This window comes from Shinella sp. AETb1-6, from assembly GCF_009826875.1.
Lineage (GTDB): Bacteria > Pseudomonadota > Alphaproteobacteria > Rhizobiales > Rhizobiaceae > Shinella > Shinella sumterensis.
Map to the genome: position 1 here is coordinate 1 of NZ_WUMM01000024.1, position 19556 is coordinate 19556.

The following is a 19556-nucleotide window of genomic DNA, read 5'->3' on the forward strand; positions in this document are numbered from 1 at the left end:
GAACCTCCGCAAGGCCATGGCGGCCTGAAGCTGCCGACGCAGGGCGTTCGTTCAATCTCAGATGGGGGCAGGTGCGTCCCATGACAGCGTCATAAATGTGGCTGGGAAGTTGGAATGTCCCGCGGGTTTGCAAAGTAGAAATGTCCGCATGTCACCACATGCAACACCGGCCAGCCCCGATCTGAGCGGCTGATCCCGCTTGCAAGATCAGATCGGGGCGGGTGATTGACATACCTCTTCGGCTTTAGCTTTGAGACGCCTCACTCCGCAGCCTGCTGTTGCGACAGCGCTTTCTTTCGCCGCGCAATCACAACCGGATCGGTCGTGAAGTCTTTCCGACGACCGGGTCCACGCGCGCGTTTGATGTATCCGTTCTTATCGCTGTTGTTCTTCACGTCAGGCGCCGGGCGCTCGTCCTGACGCTCCTTGATATATGCCAGGACATCACCGAGCCGCTTGTTCTCGGTGATCGCCGCATGCGTCACCCGCTGGTCCTTGTCGAACACCTGATAGGGCAGGGAATGTCCCTTCCATCGCACATCCAGCCGACCGTCCGCATAGGCATAGGTCTCGACATAACGGCCAACCAGGCCACGCGTCACCGCGGTCTCCTCCAGCATGATCCGCTTGCGCTCGAACGAAAACGTCAGCTGCGATCCGACATAGCGCTGCTCGCGCTTGCACAGGCCATCCAGCTGCGCACCGTCTCGCGCGATACACGCAGTCCATCGCGCTCGGCCAGCTTCTCCGTCGCCAATGTCGGTCCGAAATCCGCATAGCGTTCGCGAACCAGCGTCATCGCATAATCGCGAACCTCGTCGCTGATCCGGTTGTTCGAGGGCCGACCGATTGCCTTGTGCCGGATCGAAGCCGCGCCGCCAGTCCGCATACGCTCCAGCAGCCGGCGCACCTGGCGCTCGCTCAGATCAAGCACATGCGCCGCTGACACTGTGGTCATCCGGCCGGCAACCACCTTCGACAAAGTCTCGATCCGTTGCAGATCGCGCTCGCTCATCGCTATCAATCCCATCTGCAATCTCCCAGGCATCGTTCAGGCCCGGGGAGTGTGACATTCCAACTTTGCAGAATCAGGACACTTCAACTTTGCGGCTACAAAAAAAGATCGCGTAATCTGAATTATGGAACTAACCGGGATCGAACGTTCCGGCCTTCACGGTCTTCAGCAACATCGGCGTCGTGTTGGTGTTGACGAGGCCCATCGAGATGTTGATGTTCTTGATCCAGAGATCCTCGATATGGAGTTCCACCGGCTTGCCGTGAACGCCGACATTGGCGATCTTGCCGCCGGCCGAGACGATCTTCTGGCAGATGTCGAAGGTCGCGGGCACGCCGACGGCCTCGATGGCCACGTCGACACCCTGGCCGCCGGTCAGGTCCATGATCCGCGACGCCGCGTCTTCCTCACCGACCTGGATCGTGTCGGTGGCGCCGAACTGGCGAGCGAGCGCCAGGCGCGCCGGATCCATATCGATCATCACGATCCTGCCCGGCGAATAGAACTGCGCCGTCAGAAGTGCGGACATGCCGACCGGTACCGCGCCGACGATGGCGACCGCGTCGCCCGGCTTCACGCCGCCCGCCTGCACGCCGATTTCAAGACCGGTTGGCAGGATGTCCGAGAGCATGACGAGCGCTTCCTCGTCTGCGCCGTCGGGAACCGGATAGAGCGAGTTGTCGCCATGGCGGATGCGGACATATTCGGCCTGCGTTCCATCCACGGTGTTGCCGAGCTGCCAGCCGCCGTCGTCGCAATGGGAATAGAGCTGGCGCTTGCAGTTCGGGCAGGACCCGCACGAGGTGATGCAGGAGATCAGCACCGGATCGCCCTTGCGGAAATTGCGCACCGCGCTGCCGACGTCATCGACGATGCCGACCCCCCCTTCATGGCCGAGCGTGCGCCCTTCGCCGACGCTGGGCACATCGCCCTTGAGAATGTGCAGGTCACTGCCGCAGATGGTCGTCTTCGTGATCTTCACGATGACATCCGTGGCCTCCTGAATGACCGGCTTCGGCTTTTCGACCCAATCCTTTTTCCCTGGGCCGTAATAAACAAGCGCTTTCATCAAATCCTCCCGCGGGGGCGCGCCCCTCAGCATGGTTTTGCAAAGATCACACAAACCCGTCTCCTGTCCGGATGGTGAGGCGCCCCACGGGCACCCAAGCGCAATCTAGACGAGGACGGGACGGCAATCAGAGCGAAGCCTGATCCATTCGGGAATCCGCGCATCGAAATCGGAAGCAATCGGCCAAACGCGCCCAAATCCGCTGCCGAAACGGATCGGCGGCCGCATGTCCGGTGGGAAACGGTTGGGATATGGTGCCGGCGCGCCGCTAGAGACGGGAGAAGCGGTTGCGCAATGTCTGGGATGGCGTTTCGCCGAAGCGCTGCCGGTAGAAGGCCGTCATCGCGGTGAGGTTCACATATCCCCTCGCCGCGGCAATGGACGAAACCGTCTGGCCGGGAGGCGCCTCTTCCAGCGCCTTGCGCAAGCCGTCGAGGCGTCGCGCGGTGAGGTACTCATGCGGCGTCACGCCGCGAAACCGCCGGAACCCCTCTGAAAGGCTGCGGGCGGAAATGCCGAGTTGCGCGGCAATGTCCGCGACGAATGGTGCCTCATGCGCCCTCTCCTCCATCAACCGCTCCGCTTCGCGCACATAACGGGGTGCGGCACTGCGGGCCCCCGTCTCGAGATTGAGACCCGAGCACTCCGCCCAGCCGCGCAGCAGCTCCAGACAAAGGGTTTCCTCGATCCGCTTTTCGATGAGCGGGCTGGAAATGCGGTTGTTTTGCGCATCGACGGACAGGGTCGCGTAGTCGAGAAGGGAGAGCCAGGGCGAATGGCCGCGCCCGAAAACCAGCCGCTTCTTCCAGAGGTCGTCCTCGGGCACGAAGCCGTACCACCGCTGCGCGGTTTCCTCCATCAGCTTGTGCGGGATGGTCAGGTTGAACTGCAGGTCGTCGCCGTTGGCGATGTTCCAGTAATCGGTGCGGCTGCAATCGACGACGTAGCTGTCTCCCGCAACGGTGTCGATACCCGTTCCGTCCGTGAGCGGATGGCGCACCCCGCCGCGCATGGTGTTGACCACGATGATGTTGCCCGACGACGGATCGAACTCGTCCGCCCGCGTCGGAACGCCGAAGCAGAAGCGGCTAAGCACGATTCGGCCGATCGACAGGGTGCGCAAGGTGGCGTTGGGATCGGAGCCGGCGACGAGCGGCCGCGTCGCCAGTGGCATGTAGACGCGGTGGCAGAACGCGTTGACTCTGACCAATCACGGGACGCGTTCAGCCGGCCGCTCAAGAGTGGCTGGCCCTGCGCATCGTAAAGCAGAGCATGCTCGAGCATTTTCCGCCTCCCTCCATCCGTATCGGCATTCTGCCTGGAAACGGCGAAATATCAATTGCGCCCTTCGCCGCATGGTTTCCAACGGATGTTGCCCGTCGGCCATCTTGCCGTTTGACACTTGAAATCACATCAACCAATATGTGATCACATTTTTGACGAACCTGCTGGAGAACGGGATGGAGAGGGCGAACCTGGAGGCGCGCGCACGTGCGCTCATCGAGGCGGAAGCGGAGGTTTTTCGGGCAAGGCGTCCGCGCTGCGCGGCGGCCCACGACGAGGCGACATCGGGCTTCTTCGACGGCGTGCCGCAGCACTGGATGCTCGATTGGCCCACACCCTTTCCCCTCGTCGTGGACCAGGCAAGCGGTGTCGAACTCGTCGATCTCGACGGCAACCGCATCGTTGACGTCTGTCTCGGGGATACCGGTGCCATGTTCGGTCACGGCCCTGCCCCCGTTCTGGAGGCGCTGAAGAACGCCGGAACGCGTGGCCTCACGACCATGCTGCCCTCGTCCGACGCGCAGGTAGTCGGCCGCCTGCTGGTCGAGCGTTTCGGCCTGCCGCGCTGGCAGCTTGGCGCGACGGCGAGCGATGCCAACCGCTTTGCGATCCGCGTCGCCCGTGCCGTCACGGGCCGCGCCAAGCTGCTCGTTTTCGACGGCTGCTACCATGGCGCGGTGGACGATACGCTGGTCGATCTCGTCGACGGCAAGACCATCTCGCGGCGAAACCTGCTCGGGCAGGTCCGCGATCTCGGCGAACTCACCGTCTCCATTCCCTTCAACGACGAAGCCGCTCTTGCGAAGGCGCTTGCCGCCAACGACATTGCCTGCGTGCTCGCCGAACCGGTCATGACCAACTGCGGCATGATCCCGCCCGCGCCGGGCTTCCACGATGCGTTGCGCCGCCTCACCCGCGATGCCGGCACGCTGCTTCTCATCGACGAGACGCACACCATCTCCACCGGGCTTGGCGGCTATACGAAGGTGCACGGCCTGGAGCCTGATCTCATCGTCATGGGCAAGCCGATCGGCGGCGGCGTGCCGGTCAGCGTCTGGGGCATGACGCAGGCCATTTCGGACAGGCTGCATGTCATCCGGCGCGAACAGAGCGGGCATGGCCATTCCGGCATCGGCACGACGCTGTCCGGCAGCGCCCTCCAGCTTGCCTGCCTGCGCGCTTGCCTGGAACACGTCATGACCGAAGACGCCTATGCGAAGATGCAGGCCAATGCCGATCGCATTGAGGCCGGCTTCAAGGCCGCCATCGCCGCCGTCGGTCTTGACTGGACCGTCTCGCGCGTCGGCGCGCGTCTGGAGGTCGTCTTCTCCTCCGTACCCGTGACGAACGCCGCCGAAGCGCGGGCTGCGGCCTCCGATACGATCGAGGCCGCGCTGCATCTTTCCATGCTGAACCTCGGCTACCTGCTGACCCCGTTCCACAACATGGTGTTGGTGAGCCCTGCCTTGTCCGAGAAACAGGCAGACGGTCTCGTCGACGCATTCTCGACCGTGATTGGGCGGCTTGCCGAGCGGAGGGCCGCCGCGTGAGCCGTGACCTCGCCACCCGTCCGGCCTCGGCCGCCGATATTTCCGAAGCCGAGGCGTTTCTGGCCGCCCATCCGGAAATCACCGCCTTCGATCTCGTCCTGATCGACCTCAACGGCATCGCGCGCGGCAAGATCATCCGGCGGCATGAACTGTTGCCGATCTTCCGCTCAGGCCGTCACCTGCCGGGCTCCATTCTCGGCCTCGACGTCACCGGCGAGGACGTCGAAGAAACCGGCCTCGTCTGGTCGGATGGCGACGCGGACCGCCGCGCCTGGCCGGTTGCCGGCTCGCTGGTGCCCCTGCCCTGGACCTCGCCGCCACGCGGCGAAGTGCGGCTGGCGCTTTATGAACTGGACGGCACGCCGATGAATGCCGACCCGCGCCATGCGCTGGCCCGGCAGGTCGGGTTGCTGGAGGCGGACGGCTTCCATCCCGTGCTCGCCTATGAGCTGGAATTCTACCTGCTGGACCGCGAGCGGACGCCGGACGGCAATTTCCAGCCACTGCGCCTACCGCTCACGGGTGAGCGGCCGGACGGCATCCAGGTCTACGGCGTCTCCGAGCTCGACCGGCTGGAACCCTTCATCGACGCCGTCTATCGCGGCGCTGAAGCACAGGGCCTGCCTGTCGAGACGATGATCTCGGAATATGCGCAGGGCCAGTTCGAGCTGACGCTTCGCCATGGTAGCGCGCTGCGGGCCGCTGACGACCTTGCCATGCTGAAGCGCCTCATCCGGGCGCTCGCCGTGCGCCACGGCATGATGGCCTGCTTCATGGCCAAGCCGTTCGCCGGCCGGGCGGGCTCCGGCATGCATGTCCATGCCAGCCTTGGGGACGCCGCCGGCGAGAACCTGTTTGCCGATCACGGGGAAGCCCTGTCGCCTCTCTTGAGGCATGCGGTGGCGGGCTTGCTGGAGACGATGGAGGAATCCATGCTCGTCTTCGCGCCGCATTTCAACTCGTGGCGTCGTTTTTCCGCGCAGAGCTACGCGCCGACGACCCCGACCTGGGGCACGAACAATCGCAGCGTCGCCGTGCGCATTCCCGCCGGCTCGCCCGCCGGTCGCCATCTCGAGCAGCGTGCCGCCGGTATCGATTCCAATCCCTATCTCGTGGGCGCGACGGTGCTGGCCGGCATGCGCAAAGGCATCCTTGCCAAGGCCGATCCCGGCCCGGAAACGACGGCCTATGCCGAGGGCTCCGGCGACGCACTGTCGCCGGACTGGCGCGGCGCTATCGAGACGGCGAGCCGCTCCGTCTTCCTCAGGGAAGCGCTCGGCGAGCGTCTGCACCATGTCTTCCTCGCGCTCAAGCGCGCCGAATACCGCCGCTTCGCCAACGAAGTGACCGCGCTGGAACGCACATTCTACGGTGAAATCGTCTGACCATGAAAACCTTCTACACCGCCGACCATCACCTGCATCACAGCGGCATGGAGCTGTCCTTCGGCCGCATCGTGGAAACCTTCGAAATGCCGGAACGCGCGGAGATCGTGCTTCGGCGCGTGAAGGACGTCGGGCTCGGCCCGGTCATCGAGCCTCCGAGCTATGAGCGCGCTGTCATCGAGCGCATTCACACGCCCGACTATGTGGATTTCCTGGAAAACGTCTTTGCCGAGTGGCGCGCGGCGGGACGCGACGGCGAGGTCTGGCCCTATAGCTGGCGCCATCGCTCCATGCCGGCCATCGACACACCGCCCTCCGGTCTCGATGCACGGCTGTCCTACTACTCCTTCGACATGGCCGGATCGATCACCGAGACGACCTGGCAGGCGGCGAAACGCGCCGCCGACACGGCGCTGGCCGGCGCGGACGCTGTGCTCTCCGGCGAGCGCGCCGCCTTCTCGCTCTGCCGCCCGCCCGGCCACCATGCGGGACGCGACTTCTTCGGCGGCTATTGCTACCTCAACAATGCCGCCATCGCCGCCCAGCGCTTTCTCGACAACGGCCACGCCCGCGTGGCGATCTTCGATGTGGATTATCACCACGGCAACGGCACGCAGGAAATCTTCTACGACCGCGATGACGTGCTGCTGGCGAGCCTGCACGGCGACCCGGATTTCGAATTCCCGTTCCATCTCGGCTATGCCCGCGAGCGCGGCGCAGGCAAGGGCGAAGGCTATAACCTGAACTATCCCCTGCCCGCCGGCACGCCTTGGGCGCAGTGGCAGGCGGCTTTCGAGGATGCGCACGAGAAAATCCGCGCCTACGCACCGTCAGCGCTCGTCATCTCGCTGGGCGTCGATGCATTCAAGGATGACCCTATCTCGCAGTTCAAGCTGGAGAGCGATCACTTCCTGACGATCGGCCGCCGCATTGCCGATTTCGGCCTGCCGACGCTTTTCGTCATGGAAGGCGGCTATGCGACCGGCGCACTCGGCCTCAACGCGGTGAATGTGCTGCAAGGCTTCGAGGGCGGCTGACGGTTACAGGATTTCCGGCCATTCGCGCGCGCCGTGCTGCACGAAGAGTACCTCGACGCGAGTCTCCAGAACACGATACGCGACGATATAGGGCGTACCCGGAACGACAAGCTCCCGGGTGCCTTCGATTTCACCGACACGTCCAATAAAGGGATTGTCCGCCAATAGCCGCTTCGTCCGGAGATGGATATTGGCCGTGACCTTTGCCGCTGCCCTGGGATTGCGCTCGGCAATATAATCTCCGATCACTTCCAGCTCACGAAGATAGCGACGGGTCCAGACAACGCGCGTCACGGCGTCCGTCAAGGTTCATATTTGCTGAGGACAATCGCGATCTCGTCTTCACTTACGAAATCGCCCCGGTCAGCGTCCGCAAGGCCCGCCTCGACACCTTCGATCCACTTTTCCTGCCAGGCGAGCGAACGACCATGTGCGAGTGCGTCCTCAATGATCTGACCACGCGTCAGCGAGGAGCGCGCAGCAAGCGCATCGATGCGGCGATCGAGGTCCTTCGATATGGCATTACCTTTGCTCATGCCGCTATTCTCGCACGAACCGCCCGAACTTGCCAGTCCTGCGTCAAGCGTCCCTGTGCAGGTTGTCGCGCGAGAGGTTCTTCACGTCGCGCTCGCCGCACAGCGCCATGGTGGTGTCGAGCTCACGGCGGATGATTTCAAGCGAGCGCCGCACGCCAGCCTTGCCGCCCGCGCCGAGCCCGTAAAGGAAGGGACGGCCGATATAGGTGCCCTTGGCGCCGTAGCAAAGTGCCTTCAGCACGTCCTGGCCGGAGCGGATGCCGCCATCGAGATGGACTTCCATCTGGTCGCCGACGGCATCGACGATGCGCGGCAGCATACTGATCGATGAGGCCGCGCCGTCGAGTTGTCGTCCGCCGTGGTTGGAGACGATGATGGCATCCGCACCGCTGCCGAGCGACATGCGCGCATCTTCTTCATCCAGGATGCCCTTCAGGATGAGCTTGCCGCCCCACTGGTCGCGGATCCATTCGATGTCCTTCCAGGACAGTTGCGGATCGAACTGCTCCGACGTCCACGACGAAAGCGACGAGAGGTCGCCCACGCCCTTGGCATGGCCGACGATGTTGCCGAAGGTGCGGCGCTTGGTGCCGAGCATGTCGAGGCACCAGAACGGCCGTGTCATCATCTGCCAGACGTGCTTGGGCGTGAAGCGCGGCGGAGCGGACAGGCCGTTGCGCAGATCCTTGTGCCGCTGGCCGAGGATCTGGAGATCGAGCGTCAGGACGAGGGCCGAGCAACCGGCCGCCTTGGCGCGGTTGATCAAGCTCAGGACGAAGTCGCGGTCCCGCATCACATAGAGCTGGAACCAGAACGGCTTGGACGTGACGGAGCGCACGTCCTCGATCGAGCAGATGCTCATGGTGGAAAGCGTGAAGGGAACGCCGAACTCCTCCGCCGCCTGCGCGGCCAGCATCTCACCGTCGGCATGCTGCATGCCGGTGAAGCCGGTGGGCGCGATGGCGACCGGCATCGACACCTTCTCGCCGATCATCTCGCTTGCGAGCGAGCGGTTGGTCATGTCGACCAGCACGCGCTGGCGCAGCTTGATCTTGCGGAAATCCTCTTCGTTGGCACGGTATGTGCTCTCGGTCCAGGCGCCGGAGTCCGCATAGTCGAAGAACATCTTCGGCACCCTTCGACGCGCCTGTTCCTTGAGGTCTGCAATTGTCAGGGCCCGTTCCACGCTCATGTCGTCCTCGCACCGGCCACGCTGTCGCAATGGTCCGCTTCCAACTGGATTGCGCCATCTTTTACGAGGACGTGCGGCGCCTCGCAACGAATTCCTGCGGCTTGCAGCTTCAAATTAAAACCCTCCCGGCTGGAGACCGGGAGGGCATGAACGGCGGTGACGGTGGCCTTAGCTAGCCGCGTAGAATTTCGCCATCTCCGGCAGGCGCTTGACGCGAATGCCGGACGCCTTGCCGGCCGTGCGGAAGGCCTCGAAGCGCTCGCGGCAGACCTCCTGCATGCGGGCCGTCGCCGGCTTCAGGTAGGTGCGCGGGTCGAAGTTCTCCGGCTTTTCCTTGAAGTTCTTGCGGATCGTGCCGGTCATGGCGAGACGCAGGTCCGTGTCGATATTGACCTTGCGCACCCCGAGCGGGATCGCCTTCTGGATTTCGGCGACGGGAACGCCCCATGTCTGCTTCATCTCTCCGCCATATTCGGTGAACAGGTCCTGCAAGTCTTGCGGGACCGAAGACGAGCCGTGCATGACGAGATGCGTGTTCGGCAGCTTGGCGTGGATCTTGGCAATGGTCTCGATCGACAGGATGTCGCCATCTGGCGCGCGGGTGAACTTGTAGGCGCCATGGCTCGTGCCGATGGCGACGGCAAGCGCATCGACACCGGTCTTGGAAACGAAGTCCAGAGCCTGGTCGGGGTCGGTCAGCAGTTCCTCGCGCGTCAGCTTGCCTTCGAAGCCGTGGCCGTCTTCCTTCTCGCCGGCGCCCGTTTCCAGATTGCCGAGACAGCCAAGCTCGCCTTCGACCGAAACACCGGCCGCATGCGCGATCTTCACGACCTCGGCCGTGACGTCGACATTGTATTCGTAGCTCGCGATCGACTTGCCGTCGGCCAGCAGCGAGCCGTCCATCATGACGGAGGTGAAGCCGTTGGTGATGGCGGAAATGCAGGTGGAGGGCTGGTCGCCATGGTCGAGATGCAGGCAGACGGGAATGTGCGGATACTCCTCGGCCGCGCCGAGAATGAGGTGGCGCAGGAAGGCATCGCCCGCATAGGAGCGCGCACCGCGGCTCGCCTGCAGGATCACTGGAGAATCCGTCGCATCCGCCGCGCGCATGACTGCCTGGATGTATTCCAGGTTGTTTACGTTGAATGCGGGCAGTGCGTAATCGTTCTCCGCTGCGTGATCGAGCAGTTGCCGCATGGTGATCAAGGCCATTCCTGTCCTCCCTTGGATGCATGGTATCGGGGTCGGCGGCACTATTCACACATCGTCAGGCAGATGCAACAGCCGCTCGGGACCGCGCCGGAAGCCAAATCGATTAAATCGGGGACGGCTTCGAATTTTCCTGGCCGGACCATAAAAATCCGGCCCGCTTGTACGGGCCGGATCCAAAAAAGATCGGCAATTCAAATAAGTAGGACTATTGCCCGATCTCGGAGCAATCGCCCGGCGAACGCTCTCAGTCGTCGTCGCCCATCTCTGGCGGAGCGACCACGTTGCGTTCCCCGCTGATGATCTCGCGTTTGCCGACATGGTTGGCGGCGCCGACGAGGCCTTCCTTCTCCATGCGCTCCACGAGGGAAGCTGCCCGGTTGTAACCGATGGCCAGCCGGCGCTGGATGTAGGATGTCGAGCACTTGCGATCCCGCATCACGACCTTGACGGCCTTCTCGTAGAGATCGTCGCCATCCTCTGCTGCGATGTCGCCCTTGTCGAAGACGGCGCCACCGGCCGCGGGCTTTTCTTCCTCTTCGTCTTCCTCACCGGCCGTGACCGTCTCGAGATATTCGGGACGCCCCTGCGCCTTGAGGTGCAGCACGACCTTCTCGACTTCCTCGTCGGAGACGAAGGGACCGTGCACGCGGGAAATGCGGCCACCGCCGGCCATGTGCAGCATATCGCCCTGGCCGAGAAGCTGTTCGGCACCCTGCTCGCCGAGGATCGTGCGGCTGTCGATCTTCGACGTCACCTGGAAGGAGATACGGGTGGGGAAGTTCGCCTTGATCGTGCCGGTAATGACATCGACCGACGGACGCTGCGTCGCCATGATCAGGTGAATGCCGGCGGCACGCGCCATCTGGGCGAGCCGCTGGATGGCACCTTCGATCTCCTTGCCGGCGACCATCATGAGGTCGGCCATCTCGTCGACGATGACGACGATGTAGGGCATCGGCTCGAGGGAGAGTTCCTGTTCCTCGTTGATCGCCTCGCCGGTCCCCTTGTCGAAGCCGGTCTGGACGCTGATCGAGATGGTCTCGCCCTTGTCACGGGCAGCGGCGACACGGTTGTTGTAACCGTCGATGTTGCGCACGCCCAGGCGCGACATCTTGCGATAACGGTCCTCCATCTCACGCACGGCCCATTTCAGCGCCATGACGGCCTTCTTGGGATCGGTAACGACCGGGGTCAGCAGGTGCGGAATGCCGTCATAGATCGACAGTTCCAGCATCTTCGGATCGACCATGATCAGGCGGCATTCTTCCGGACGGAACCGGTAGAGCAGCGAGAGGATCATGGTGTTGATGGCGACGGACTTGCCGGAGCCCGTCGTGCCGGCCACGAGCAGGTGCGGCATCTTCGCGAGTTCGGCGATGACGGGTTCCCCGCCGATCGTCTTGCCCAGGCAAATCGGCAGCTTGAAGCCGGTCTTGGCGAAATCGGGCGAGTCGATCATTTCGCGGAAATACACGGTCTCGCGTGTCGCGTTCGGCAGTTCGATGCCGATGACGTTGCGGCCGGGCACGACGGCGACACGGGCCGAAAGCGCCGACATGGAGCGTGCGATATCGTCGGCAAGACCGATGACGCGCGAGGATTTGACACCCGGTGCAGGCTCGAATTCATAGAGCGTGACGACCGGACCGGGACGGACATGGATGATCTCGCCGCGAACGCCGAAATCTTCCAGAACGCTTTCGAGAAGGCCGGCATTCTGTTCGAGCTGTTCCTGGGTCAGCACGAAACCGACGGTGCGCGGCGGCTCCTGCAAGAGTTCGCGCGGCGGGTACTCGTAGGTGTCGCCCATAGGCGTCGCCATGGTCACCTCGAACGGGCGCGCGCGAGAGAGCACCGAAGACGGGGCTTCACGAACAGGTTCGGCCGCCGCAACAGGGGTAACCGCGACGGGCACCTGCGGGATCTGGACGGCAGCGGGCACAATCTCCTGAATGGCTTCTGCCACCGGCTGGACAGCGGCCACCGGTTCCACGTCCGCCACACTTTGCGTCGTCACGATCTGCGTCTCCGGCTTGCGGCCGGATGCCGGGCGGCATTCGACGACGCGGAAGAGCGAGGTGATGGAGGCCGGTCCGGCCTTCTGTTCCGCAACGACAAGGGGCTTCGCAACGACCGGCTCGGCGACCGGCAGCGGCATGCGCACGACGGAGACGGCCGGGCGCACCGGAATGGGCATGACGCCGGGCGCGGCGACAAGCTCCTCGCCCGGCGTCATGGTCTCGAAGAAGGCATGATCGGAAAGATGGGCAAAGCGCTCTATGGCGGCGCGGATGTCGGGCTTTACGGCCGGTGCTGCCTCAGCGGCCGGTGCGAGCTTGCGCGCGAGGAAGGGAGAACGAATGGGACTTTCAGGTTTGAACACGACAGCGGCATCTTCCGGTATTTCATGGGTCTTGGCGGCCACGACCGCCTGGACGAATTGGGGGACGGGATCGGCGGGAACACTCTCCGGCGCCTGCTGTGCCTCGAAGCGGCGGCGCCGTTCATCGAGCGCTTCACGCAGGCGCTGAAGCAGTTCGGCCTGCGAAAGCTGGGTCGACTGCAATTCGGCAGCGGGTTCGACGATCACCTCGGGTTGGGGTTCGATGACCGATTCGGTAATCGCGGCGGCTTCGGCGGCGGCCTCCTCGATCTTTGCGGAGACCTTGTCAGGCGTCCGTGTAAAGCGGACATTGGGCGCCAGATAGAAGTGGCTCTCCCAGCTTCCGTCGGCATACTGGCCGGGATCGTAGCCGCGCAGCGCAGGCGAGCGGAAGCGCGGACGATAGGTATCGTCGTTCGCCACCGGCGGCTCTTGCGTGATCCAGGCTTCTTCCGGTGCGGCCTCTTCGGCCAAACCATTGCCTTCATGAAAGAAATCCGACGCGTTCTCGTCGGCTTCCGTTTCAGATTCGAGGATAGGATAGAAGTTTGTTCTGGAAATACGCATGAACCTGCACACTCGACGATCATTGCCGATAGGGATGCGTAGATGGTTAGGAAATGAAGGTTAACAATGTCTTTGGAGTGGCGCAGAATCCTTATCACGATCCCGTTTCGGAGCGTCGTCCGAGCGCTTCAAAAGGGCGCATGGGCGTGATCCTCCGCGGGTTGCCGCGGGTGGATCGAATGCAAAAAATTCTATGGGGTAACCCCGCCTCACTCGCCGAGGGCGGGGCCGCTTTTCGGTTCGTCCGGGGACACTTCGGCCAGCACATCCGGATTGCCCTCCGCCCTGTCCCGGTGAAGGGCGGCACGGGCGAGCAGCATCAAGGTGACCGGTGTCGTGACGGTCACGAAAATGCCGATCAGGATTTCGTGGATGACCGGCCGCGTGGCAAGCACGGTGAAGAAGACCATCGAGGCCATCACGATGCCGCCGGTCCCCCAGCTGGTGCCGAGCGTCGGCGCATGGATGCGCTCGTAGAAGGACGGCAGGCGCGAGAAACCGATCGTGCCGATCAGCGTCAGACCCGAGCCGACGACGAGAAAGAACGAGACGAGAATCGCTGCCCAGACCGGCAGGTCGACCGCGTGATCCATGATGTTCATTCGATGACCTCCCCGCGCATCAGGAACTTGGCGAGTGCCACCGTGGCCACGAAACCGAGCATGCCGATGACCAGCGACGCCTCGAAATAGATGTCCTTGCCCGTGCGGATGCCGAACACCATCAGAAGCAGCATCGAGTTCACATAGAGCGTGTCGAGCGCCAGGACGCGATCCTGGGCCCGCGGACCACGCGACATGCGTAGCGCCGCGAGCGCCATGGCGATGGCGAGGCAGACCTGGGCGAATGTCAGGGAAACGGCGAGAATGGTCTGGCTCATTCGAAGATCTCCATCAGCAGCGCCTCGTACCGCCCCTTGATCAGGGTCTGCCACTCGGCCTCGTCGACAAGGTCGAGGACGTGGATCAGCACCGTCCGGTTCAGCGAATTGTATTCAAGCCAGGCCGTGCCCGGCGTACTGGTCACCACGACAGCAAGGACCGCGAGCGCCATCGGGCTCTCCACATCGAGCGGAACGGTGATGAAGCCCGACTTGAACTTTCGCCTGTGCCCGCCAAGGATGATGGACGCGACGGCGATGTTCGAGCGCACGATATCGTAGAGCACGATGCCGACGAGTTTGGGCAGCAGATACCACTTCTTCAGGCGAGGCTTGGCAGGCCGCAGCGACGCCATGCCCCAGGAGGCAAAGACGGCGACGATGCAGCCGAGGATAAGGTGGCCGAGCGTAAAACCGTTCAGGGCCAGCCACATGATGACGAGGGATGCGCTCAGCAGCGGATAGGGCAGCATGTCAGATCCCTCCCCCGCCTTCCGGCCCGCCCGGTTCCTCGACGCCAACGCGGCGGGCATTGATCACCGCATCGATATAGGTTGCCGGGTGCTGAAGACCGCTGACGGTCTCCTCCATGTAGCGCATCGCGGGACCCGCCTGCACGGTGAGCGCGAGCGTCATGGCGATCAGCAGCAAGACAGGCGCCATTTCCATGACGAGGACGCGGGGAACGGTGCCCTCCATCGAGGCCCAGAAAGTGCGGATACCGGCGCGTGTCATGGAGATGAGCGCGGCCAGTCCCGAGAGGATGAGAAGCGCCACGATCCACCAGACGGAGGCCGGAATCGGTGCGTCGGTGGCCACACCACTCCCGATCATGCCCGTCATCATGGCGAACTTGGCCACGAAACCGGACAGCGGCGGCAGGCCGGAAAGCAGAATGCCGCAGGCGGCGAAGCACACACCGAGCACCGCGATGGTCGCGGGCATGGTCACGCCAACCTCGACTTCCTGCTCTTCCTCGTCGGCGTCGCCATAGGCTTCCATCGTCACCGCCAGAACCGACGCACCGGCGTCCTGCCCGCGCTCGACAAGTTCGATGAGCAGGAAGAAGGCCGCGATGGTGAGCGTGGAACTGACCATGTAGAATAGCGCCCCGGCGGTCACCATACCGTTGTTGAGGCCGAGCACGGCCAGCAACGTACCCGACGACACGAGGACGGAATAGCTGGCAAGCCGCCCGAGCGCCTGCGATGCCAGAACGCCGATCGTGCCGAACGCCACCGTCGCCATGCCGCCATAGAGCAGGACATTGAGGCCGAGCCCGGCGGATTCGCCCTGGCCGAACACCAGAAGCGAAAGCCGCAGGATGACGTATATGCCGACCTTGCTCATGATCGCGAAGATGCCGGCAACGGGCGCCGTCGCTGCGCTATAGGCGGCCGGAAGCCAGAAGTTCAGGGGCCACATGCCCGCCTTGATGAGGAAGACGATGCCGAGAATGGCGGCGCCCGCCTCCAGCAGCATGCGCCGGTCGCCTTCGATCTCGCCGATGCGCACCGCAAGATCTGCCATGTTGAGCGTGCCGGCGGAGCCGTAGATGGCGCTGACACCGATGAGGAAGCACAGCGCGGCAGCGAGGTTGACCGCGATGTAATGCAGACCGGCCTTAACGCGCATGGGGCCGGAGCCGTGCATCAAGAGACCGTAGGACGCCGCCAGCATGACCTCGAAGAAGACGAAGAGGTTGAAGAGGTCGCCTGTCAGGAACGCGCCGTTCAGCCCCATCAGCAGGAACTGGAAAAGCGAGTGGAAATGCGCGCCTGCCGCATGCCAGCGCGCCAGCGCGTAGACCAGCGTCGGGACCGCGAGGATGGAGGCTAGCACGAGCATGAGCGCGGAGAGGCGATCGACAACCAGCACGATGCCGAAAGGTGCCGGCCAGTTGCCCAGCATATAGACGCCCTCGAACCGTTCCGGACCATAGCTTGCAAAGCGGAACAGGCTGACGGCGATGGCGACGAGCGCGAGGCAGGACACCACGCTGATCATGGCCTTCACGACGCGCTGGCGCTCATCGAAGAACAGCAGGAGCGCGCCCGCAAGCAGCGGGATGAGGATCGGCGCGATGATGAGGTTCTGCTGCCAGCCGCTCATTTGGGCTGCTCCCTGCCGTCAACGTGATCGGTGCCGGTAAGGCCGCGCGCGGCAAGCAGGACCACAAGGAAGAGGGCCGTCGTCGCAAAGCCGATGACGATGGCCGTCAGGACCAGTGCATGCGGGACCGGGTCTGTCAGCGTCGAGATATCGACGCCCTCGCCCAGCACGGGCGCGGCGTTGGATTTCACGCCGCCGACGGCGAAGATGAAGAGGTTGACGGCATAGGACAGAAGCGAGAGGCCGATGATCACCTGGTAGGTGCGCGGGCGCAGCAGGAGCCAGACCCCGGATCCCGTCATGATGCCGATTCCGATTGCGAGAACGAGCTCCATCAGGCTTCCTCCGCCTTGGTGGCGTCGAGATTGCGAACCCGATGCGTACGAATGGATTGGTGCGCAAGCGCGATGAGGATCAGCACCGTCGCGCCGACGACGAGCGAAAAGACGCCGAGGTCGAAGATCAGCGCCGACGCCATCGGCACCTTCCCGATGAACGGCACATCGATATATTGCGAGTGCGACGTCAGGAACGGATAGCCGAACAGCCAGGCGCCCATGCCCGTGAGCGGCGCGACGAGCAGGCCGAAGCCCATCCAGCGCAGGGGCAGGATGCGCAGCCTGTCCTCCGCCCAACGCACGCCGCCCGCAAGATACTGCAGGAGGAAGGCGATCGCCATGGTCACGCCGCCGGCAAACCCGCCGCCCGGCAGGTCATGGCCGCGCATGAACAGGTAGATCGCGAAGGTGACGATGACCGGGAACATCCACTGCATGATGACCGAGGGCACGAGCAGATAGTCCCGCACCGTATCGCCGGCCGAACGCTCCGGTTGCTCATCGTCGTAGGCTGCCTGGATTCGCTGCTGTTCCGGCTTCTCGATGCTGTCGGGCGCAGGGCGGAAGCGGCGCAGCAGCGCAAATACCGTCAGCGCCACGATCGCCAGCACCACGATCTCGCCCATCGTGTCGAAGCCGCGGAAATCCACCAGAATGACGTTGACGACATTGCGCCCGCCGCCTTCCGTATAGGCCTTCTCCAGGAAATAGCTGGCAATGGCGTCCGGCACCGGCTGCTTCATGATCGCATAGGACAGCAGGAACATGCCGAAGCCGCATGAAACGGCGAGCAGGAAATCGCGGAAGCGACGGCCGCGCGCGGCGAGCGTCACGGAGTTGTCGACCTTCTCGTACCGCTTCGGCAGCCAGCGCAACCCGAGCAGCAGAAGCACGGTCGTCACGATCTCCACCACGAGCTGCGTGATGGCGAGATCGGGCGCCGAAAGCCAGACGAAGGTGATGCAGGTGGTGATACCTGCGCCGCCAAGCAGCACGAGGGCGGCCAGCCGGTGGTACTTCGCCTGGTAGGCGGCGGCGAGCGCGCAAAAAGCGCCGATGCACCAGATCGCCGCAAAGATCGGATCGATCCCGCTGATGGCGACCGGCGTCGGCGTGAAGCCTGCCATATAGAGCGGCACCACGCCTGCCAGCAGGCCGGCAGCGGCGATCAGACGCAATTGCGGCTGCAGATTGCGCGTACCGAAGCGGCTTTCCATCCAGCGCGCCCATTTCCAGGACACCGTGACCAGCACGCGCTCGAAGATGCGCTGCCCTGCGAGATGACGGAAGATCGGCGGGCCATCGTCGCACCGGGCCAGATAGTCCTTCAGCAGGACATAGAGCAGGACGCCGCCGGCAAGCGCGATCATGCTCATGATCAGCGGCGTGTTGATGCCGTGCCAGACGGCCAGGCTGTATTCGGGCGTGCGATCGCCGAGCACGGAAACGACGGCCGAATGGAGGAAGGGTCCGATGGACAGGCTCGGGATGACGCCGACGACGAGGCAGGCCAGCACCAGGAACTCGACGGGGAAGCGCATCCAGTGCGGCGGCTCATGGGGTTTCGGCTTGGGCAGGTCCAGCGGCGGCGGGCCGAAGAAGACGGTATGGATGAAGCGCAGCGAATAGACGACGGAGAACGCGCCGGCGAGAGTCGCGATATAGGGCAGCATGCGGTCCAGCACGGAATCGGCATGCGTCTCGACGGCCTCGGCGAAGAACATCTCCTTGGAAATGAACCCGTTGAGCAGCGGCACGCCCGCCATGGCGGCACTCGCCACCATGGCCAGCGTGCCCGTAATCGGCAGGTACCTGTAGAGGCCGCTTAATCGCCGCATGTCGCGGGTGCCGGTTTCATGGTCGATGATCCCGGCGGCCATGAAGAGCGACGCCTTGAAGGTCGCGTGGTTCATCATGTGGAAGATCGCCGCGACGGCAGCCAGCGGGCTGCCGAGGCTGAGCAGCGTGGTGATGAGACCGAGATGGCTGATCGTTGAATAGGCGAGCAGGCCTTTCAGGTCCTGCTGGAACATGGCGAAATAGGCGCCGAGCAGCAGGGTGCAGGTGCCGGCGATGCCGACGAGCATGAACCATTCATAGGTGCCCGACAGCGCCGGCCAGAAGCGGACCAGAAGGAAGACGCCGGCCTTCACCATGGTCGCCGAATGCAGGTAGGCCGAGACCGGCGTCGGCGCCGCCATGGCATTGGGAAGCCAGAAGTGGAAGGGCACCTGCGCACTCTTCGTGAGCGCGCCGATCAGGATCAGGACGAGCGCCGTCAGGTAGAGCGGATGGGCCTTGATCTGGTCGCCCGCCCCCAGCACCACGTCGAGATCATAGCTGCCGACGATATGGCCGAGCACCAGAAGGCCTGCCAGAAGGCAGAAGCCGCCGATACCCGTGATCGTCAGCGCCATGCGTGCGCCGTCGCGTGCCGTGGCGTTGTTGTGCCAATAGCTGATCAGCAGGAAGGAGAAGATGCTGGTCAGCTCCCAGAACACCGAGAGCAGGATGATATTGCCGGAGAGAACGATGCCGAGCATCGAGCCCATGAAGGCAAGCAGGAAGGAGAAGAAGCGCGGAACCGGATCTTCTTCCGACATGTAGTAGCGCGCATAGAGCACGACGAGGCAGCCGATCCCGGTGATCAGCATGGCGAAGAGCCACGCAAAGCCGTCCATGCGCAGCGTGAAGTTCAGTCCGAACTGCGGCAGCCATTCGATATCGAGCCGTAATTTTCCACCGGCGCGGACGGCGGGATACACTGCCGCCGTCAGCACGAGGCACAGAAACGTTACGGCGCCGGCCATGCGGGCGGCAAGAACGCGGGAATCCGTCCGGAGCAGCATGATCGCCGCAAGGCTTCCCAGGAAGGGAAGGCATACCAGCAGGACCAGAACCATTTCACCTGTCATTGTTTGATCGATCGCTTTCGAACGTCGGGTGCTTCTCTCATGCCGGCACGCCGGCCATATGCAAAGCCGCGCGATCTGAAA

General features: G+C 63.7%; 16 protein-coding genes and 1 pseudogene. 3 read left to right on the forward strand and 14 right to left on the reverse strand.

The window, feature by feature from the left end:
* Positions 1 to 260 precede the first annotated feature (260 nt).
* The 3 genes and pseudogenes from GR158_RS24300 to GR158_RS24310 form a co-directional block, all read right to left on the reverse strand.
* Positions 261 to 1030: pseudogene (locus tag GR158_RS24300) on the reverse strand (helix-turn-helix domain-containing protein).
* A 115-nt stretch (positions 1031 to 1145) separates the two neighbouring features.
* On the reverse strand, positions 1146 to 2084 hold the full coding sequence (locus GR158_RS24305) for a zinc-dependent alcohol dehydrogenase family protein (protein WP_160872951.1): 939 nt from the start codon (positions 2082 to 2084) through the stop codon (positions 1146 to 1148).
* A gap of 268 nt (positions 2085 to 2352) precedes the next feature.
* Positions 2353 to 3294: a helix-turn-helix domain-containing protein gene (locus tag GR158_RS24310; protein WP_202402435.1), complete on the reverse strand. Its 942-nt coding sequence runs from the start codon at positions 3292 to 3294 to the stop codon at positions 2353 to 2355.
* Positions 3295 to 3544: 250 nt separating this feature from the next.
* On the opposite strand from GR158_RS24310, the gene GR158_RS24315 reads away from it, so the two are divergent.
* The 3 genes from GR158_RS24315 to GR158_RS24325 are packed head-to-tail and all read left to right on the forward strand — an operon-like array spanning position 3545 to position 7340.
* Positions 3545 to 4918 (forward strand): transaminase, encoded by a 1374-nt coding sequence (locus GR158_RS24315; protein ID WP_160872952.1) that lies wholly within the window; start codon positions 3545 to 3547, stop codon positions 4916 to 4918.
* Positions 4915 to 6303 carry a glutamine synthetase family protein gene (locus GR158_RS24320; RefSeq protein WP_160872953.1) on the forward strand — a complete coding sequence of 463 codons (1389 nt, stop codon included), beginning with the start codon at positions 4915 to 4917 and terminating at the stop codon, positions 6301 to 6303. The genes GR158_RS24315 and GR158_RS24320 overlap by 4 nt, the downstream gene beginning before the upstream one ends.
* 2 nt (positions 6304 to 6305) lie before the next feature.
* On the forward strand, positions 6306 to 7340 hold the full coding sequence (locus tag GR158_RS24325) for a histone deacetylase family protein (protein ID WP_160872954.1): 1035 nt from the start codon (positions 6306 to 6308) through the stop codon (positions 7338 to 7340).
* 3 nt (positions 7341 to 7343) lie between these two features.
* On the opposite strand, the gene GR158_RS24330 is transcribed toward GR158_RS24325, so the two are convergent.
* The 11 genes from GR158_RS24330 to GR158_RS24380 all read right to left on the reverse strand — a co-directional run bounded on the left by GR158_RS24330 (position 7344) and on the right by GR158_RS24380 (position 19475).
* Positions 7344 to 7646 carry a type II toxin-antitoxin system RelE/ParE family toxin gene (locus GR158_RS24330; RefSeq protein ID WP_202402436.1) on the reverse strand — a complete coding sequence of 101 codons (303 nt, stop codon included), beginning with the start codon at positions 7644 to 7646 and terminating at the stop codon, positions 7344 to 7346.
* Positions 7643 to 7876 carry a CopG family ribbon-helix-helix protein gene (locus GR158_RS24335; RefSeq protein ID WP_134652424.1) on the reverse strand — a complete coding sequence of 78 codons (234 nt, stop codon included), beginning with the start codon at positions 7874 to 7876 and terminating at the stop codon, positions 7643 to 7645. The genes GR158_RS24330 and GR158_RS24335 overlap by 4 nt, the downstream gene beginning before the upstream one ends.
* A gap of 43 nt (positions 7877 to 7919) precedes the next feature.
* Entirely contained in the window at positions 7920 to 9062 is a 1143-nt protein-coding gene (locus GR158_RS24340) for an alpha-hydroxy acid oxidase (protein ID WP_160872973.1), read from the reverse strand.
* Positions 9063 to 9236: 174 nt separating this feature from the next.
* Positions 9237 to 10280, reverse strand: a complete 1044-nt coding sequence (gene fba / locus GR158_RS24345; protein WP_134652426.1) for a class II fructose-bisphosphate aldolase — start codon at positions 10278 to 10280, stop codon at positions 9237 to 9239.
* Positions 10281 to 10524: 244 nt separating this feature from the next.
* Positions 10525 to 13230 (reverse strand): DNA translocase FtsK, encoded by a 2706-nt coding sequence (locus GR158_RS24350; RefSeq protein WP_160872955.1) that lies wholly within the window; start codon positions 13228 to 13230, stop codon positions 10525 to 10527.
* Between the two features lie 209 nt (positions 13231 to 13439).
* Positions 13440 to 13823, reverse strand: a complete 384-nt coding sequence (mnhG, locus tag GR158_RS24355; RefSeq protein ID WP_160872974.1) for a monovalent cation/H(+) antiporter subunit G — start codon at positions 13821 to 13823, stop codon at positions 13440 to 13442.
* Between the two features lie 5 nt (positions 13824 to 13828).
* Positions 13829 to 14110 (reverse strand): K+/H+ antiporter subunit F, encoded by a 282-nt coding sequence (locus GR158_RS24360; protein WP_134652430.1) that lies wholly within the window; start codon positions 14108 to 14110, stop codon positions 13829 to 13831.
* Positions 14107 to 14583, reverse strand: coding sequence for a Na+/H+ antiporter subunit E (locus GR158_RS24365; protein ID WP_160872956.1), 477 nt, complete (start codon positions 14581 to 14583; stop codon positions 14107 to 14109). The genes GR158_RS24360 and GR158_RS24365 overlap by 4 nt, the downstream gene beginning before the upstream one ends.
* A 1-nt stretch (position 14584) precedes the next feature.
* Positions 14585 to 16222 (reverse strand): monovalent cation/H+ antiporter subunit D, encoded by a 1638-nt coding sequence (locus tag GR158_RS24370; protein WP_160872957.1) that lies wholly within the window; start codon positions 16220 to 16222, stop codon positions 14585 to 14587.
* The gene (locus tag GR158_RS24375; RefSeq protein ID WP_134652436.1) at positions 16219 to 16557 is read right to left on the reverse strand and encodes a Na+/H+ antiporter subunit C; all 339 of its coding nucleotides are present in this window, start codon (positions 16555 to 16557) and stop codon (positions 16219 to 16221) included. Before GR158_RS24375 ends, GR158_RS24370 begins: the two co-directional genes overlap by 4 nt.
* Positions 16557 to 19475, reverse strand: coding sequence for a monovalent cation/H+ antiporter subunit A (locus tag GR158_RS24380; protein WP_160872958.1), 2919 nt, complete (start codon positions 19473 to 19475; stop codon positions 16557 to 16559). Before GR158_RS24380 ends, GR158_RS24375 begins: the two co-directional genes overlap by 1 nt.
* Positions 19476 to 19556: the final 81 nt, after the last annotated feature.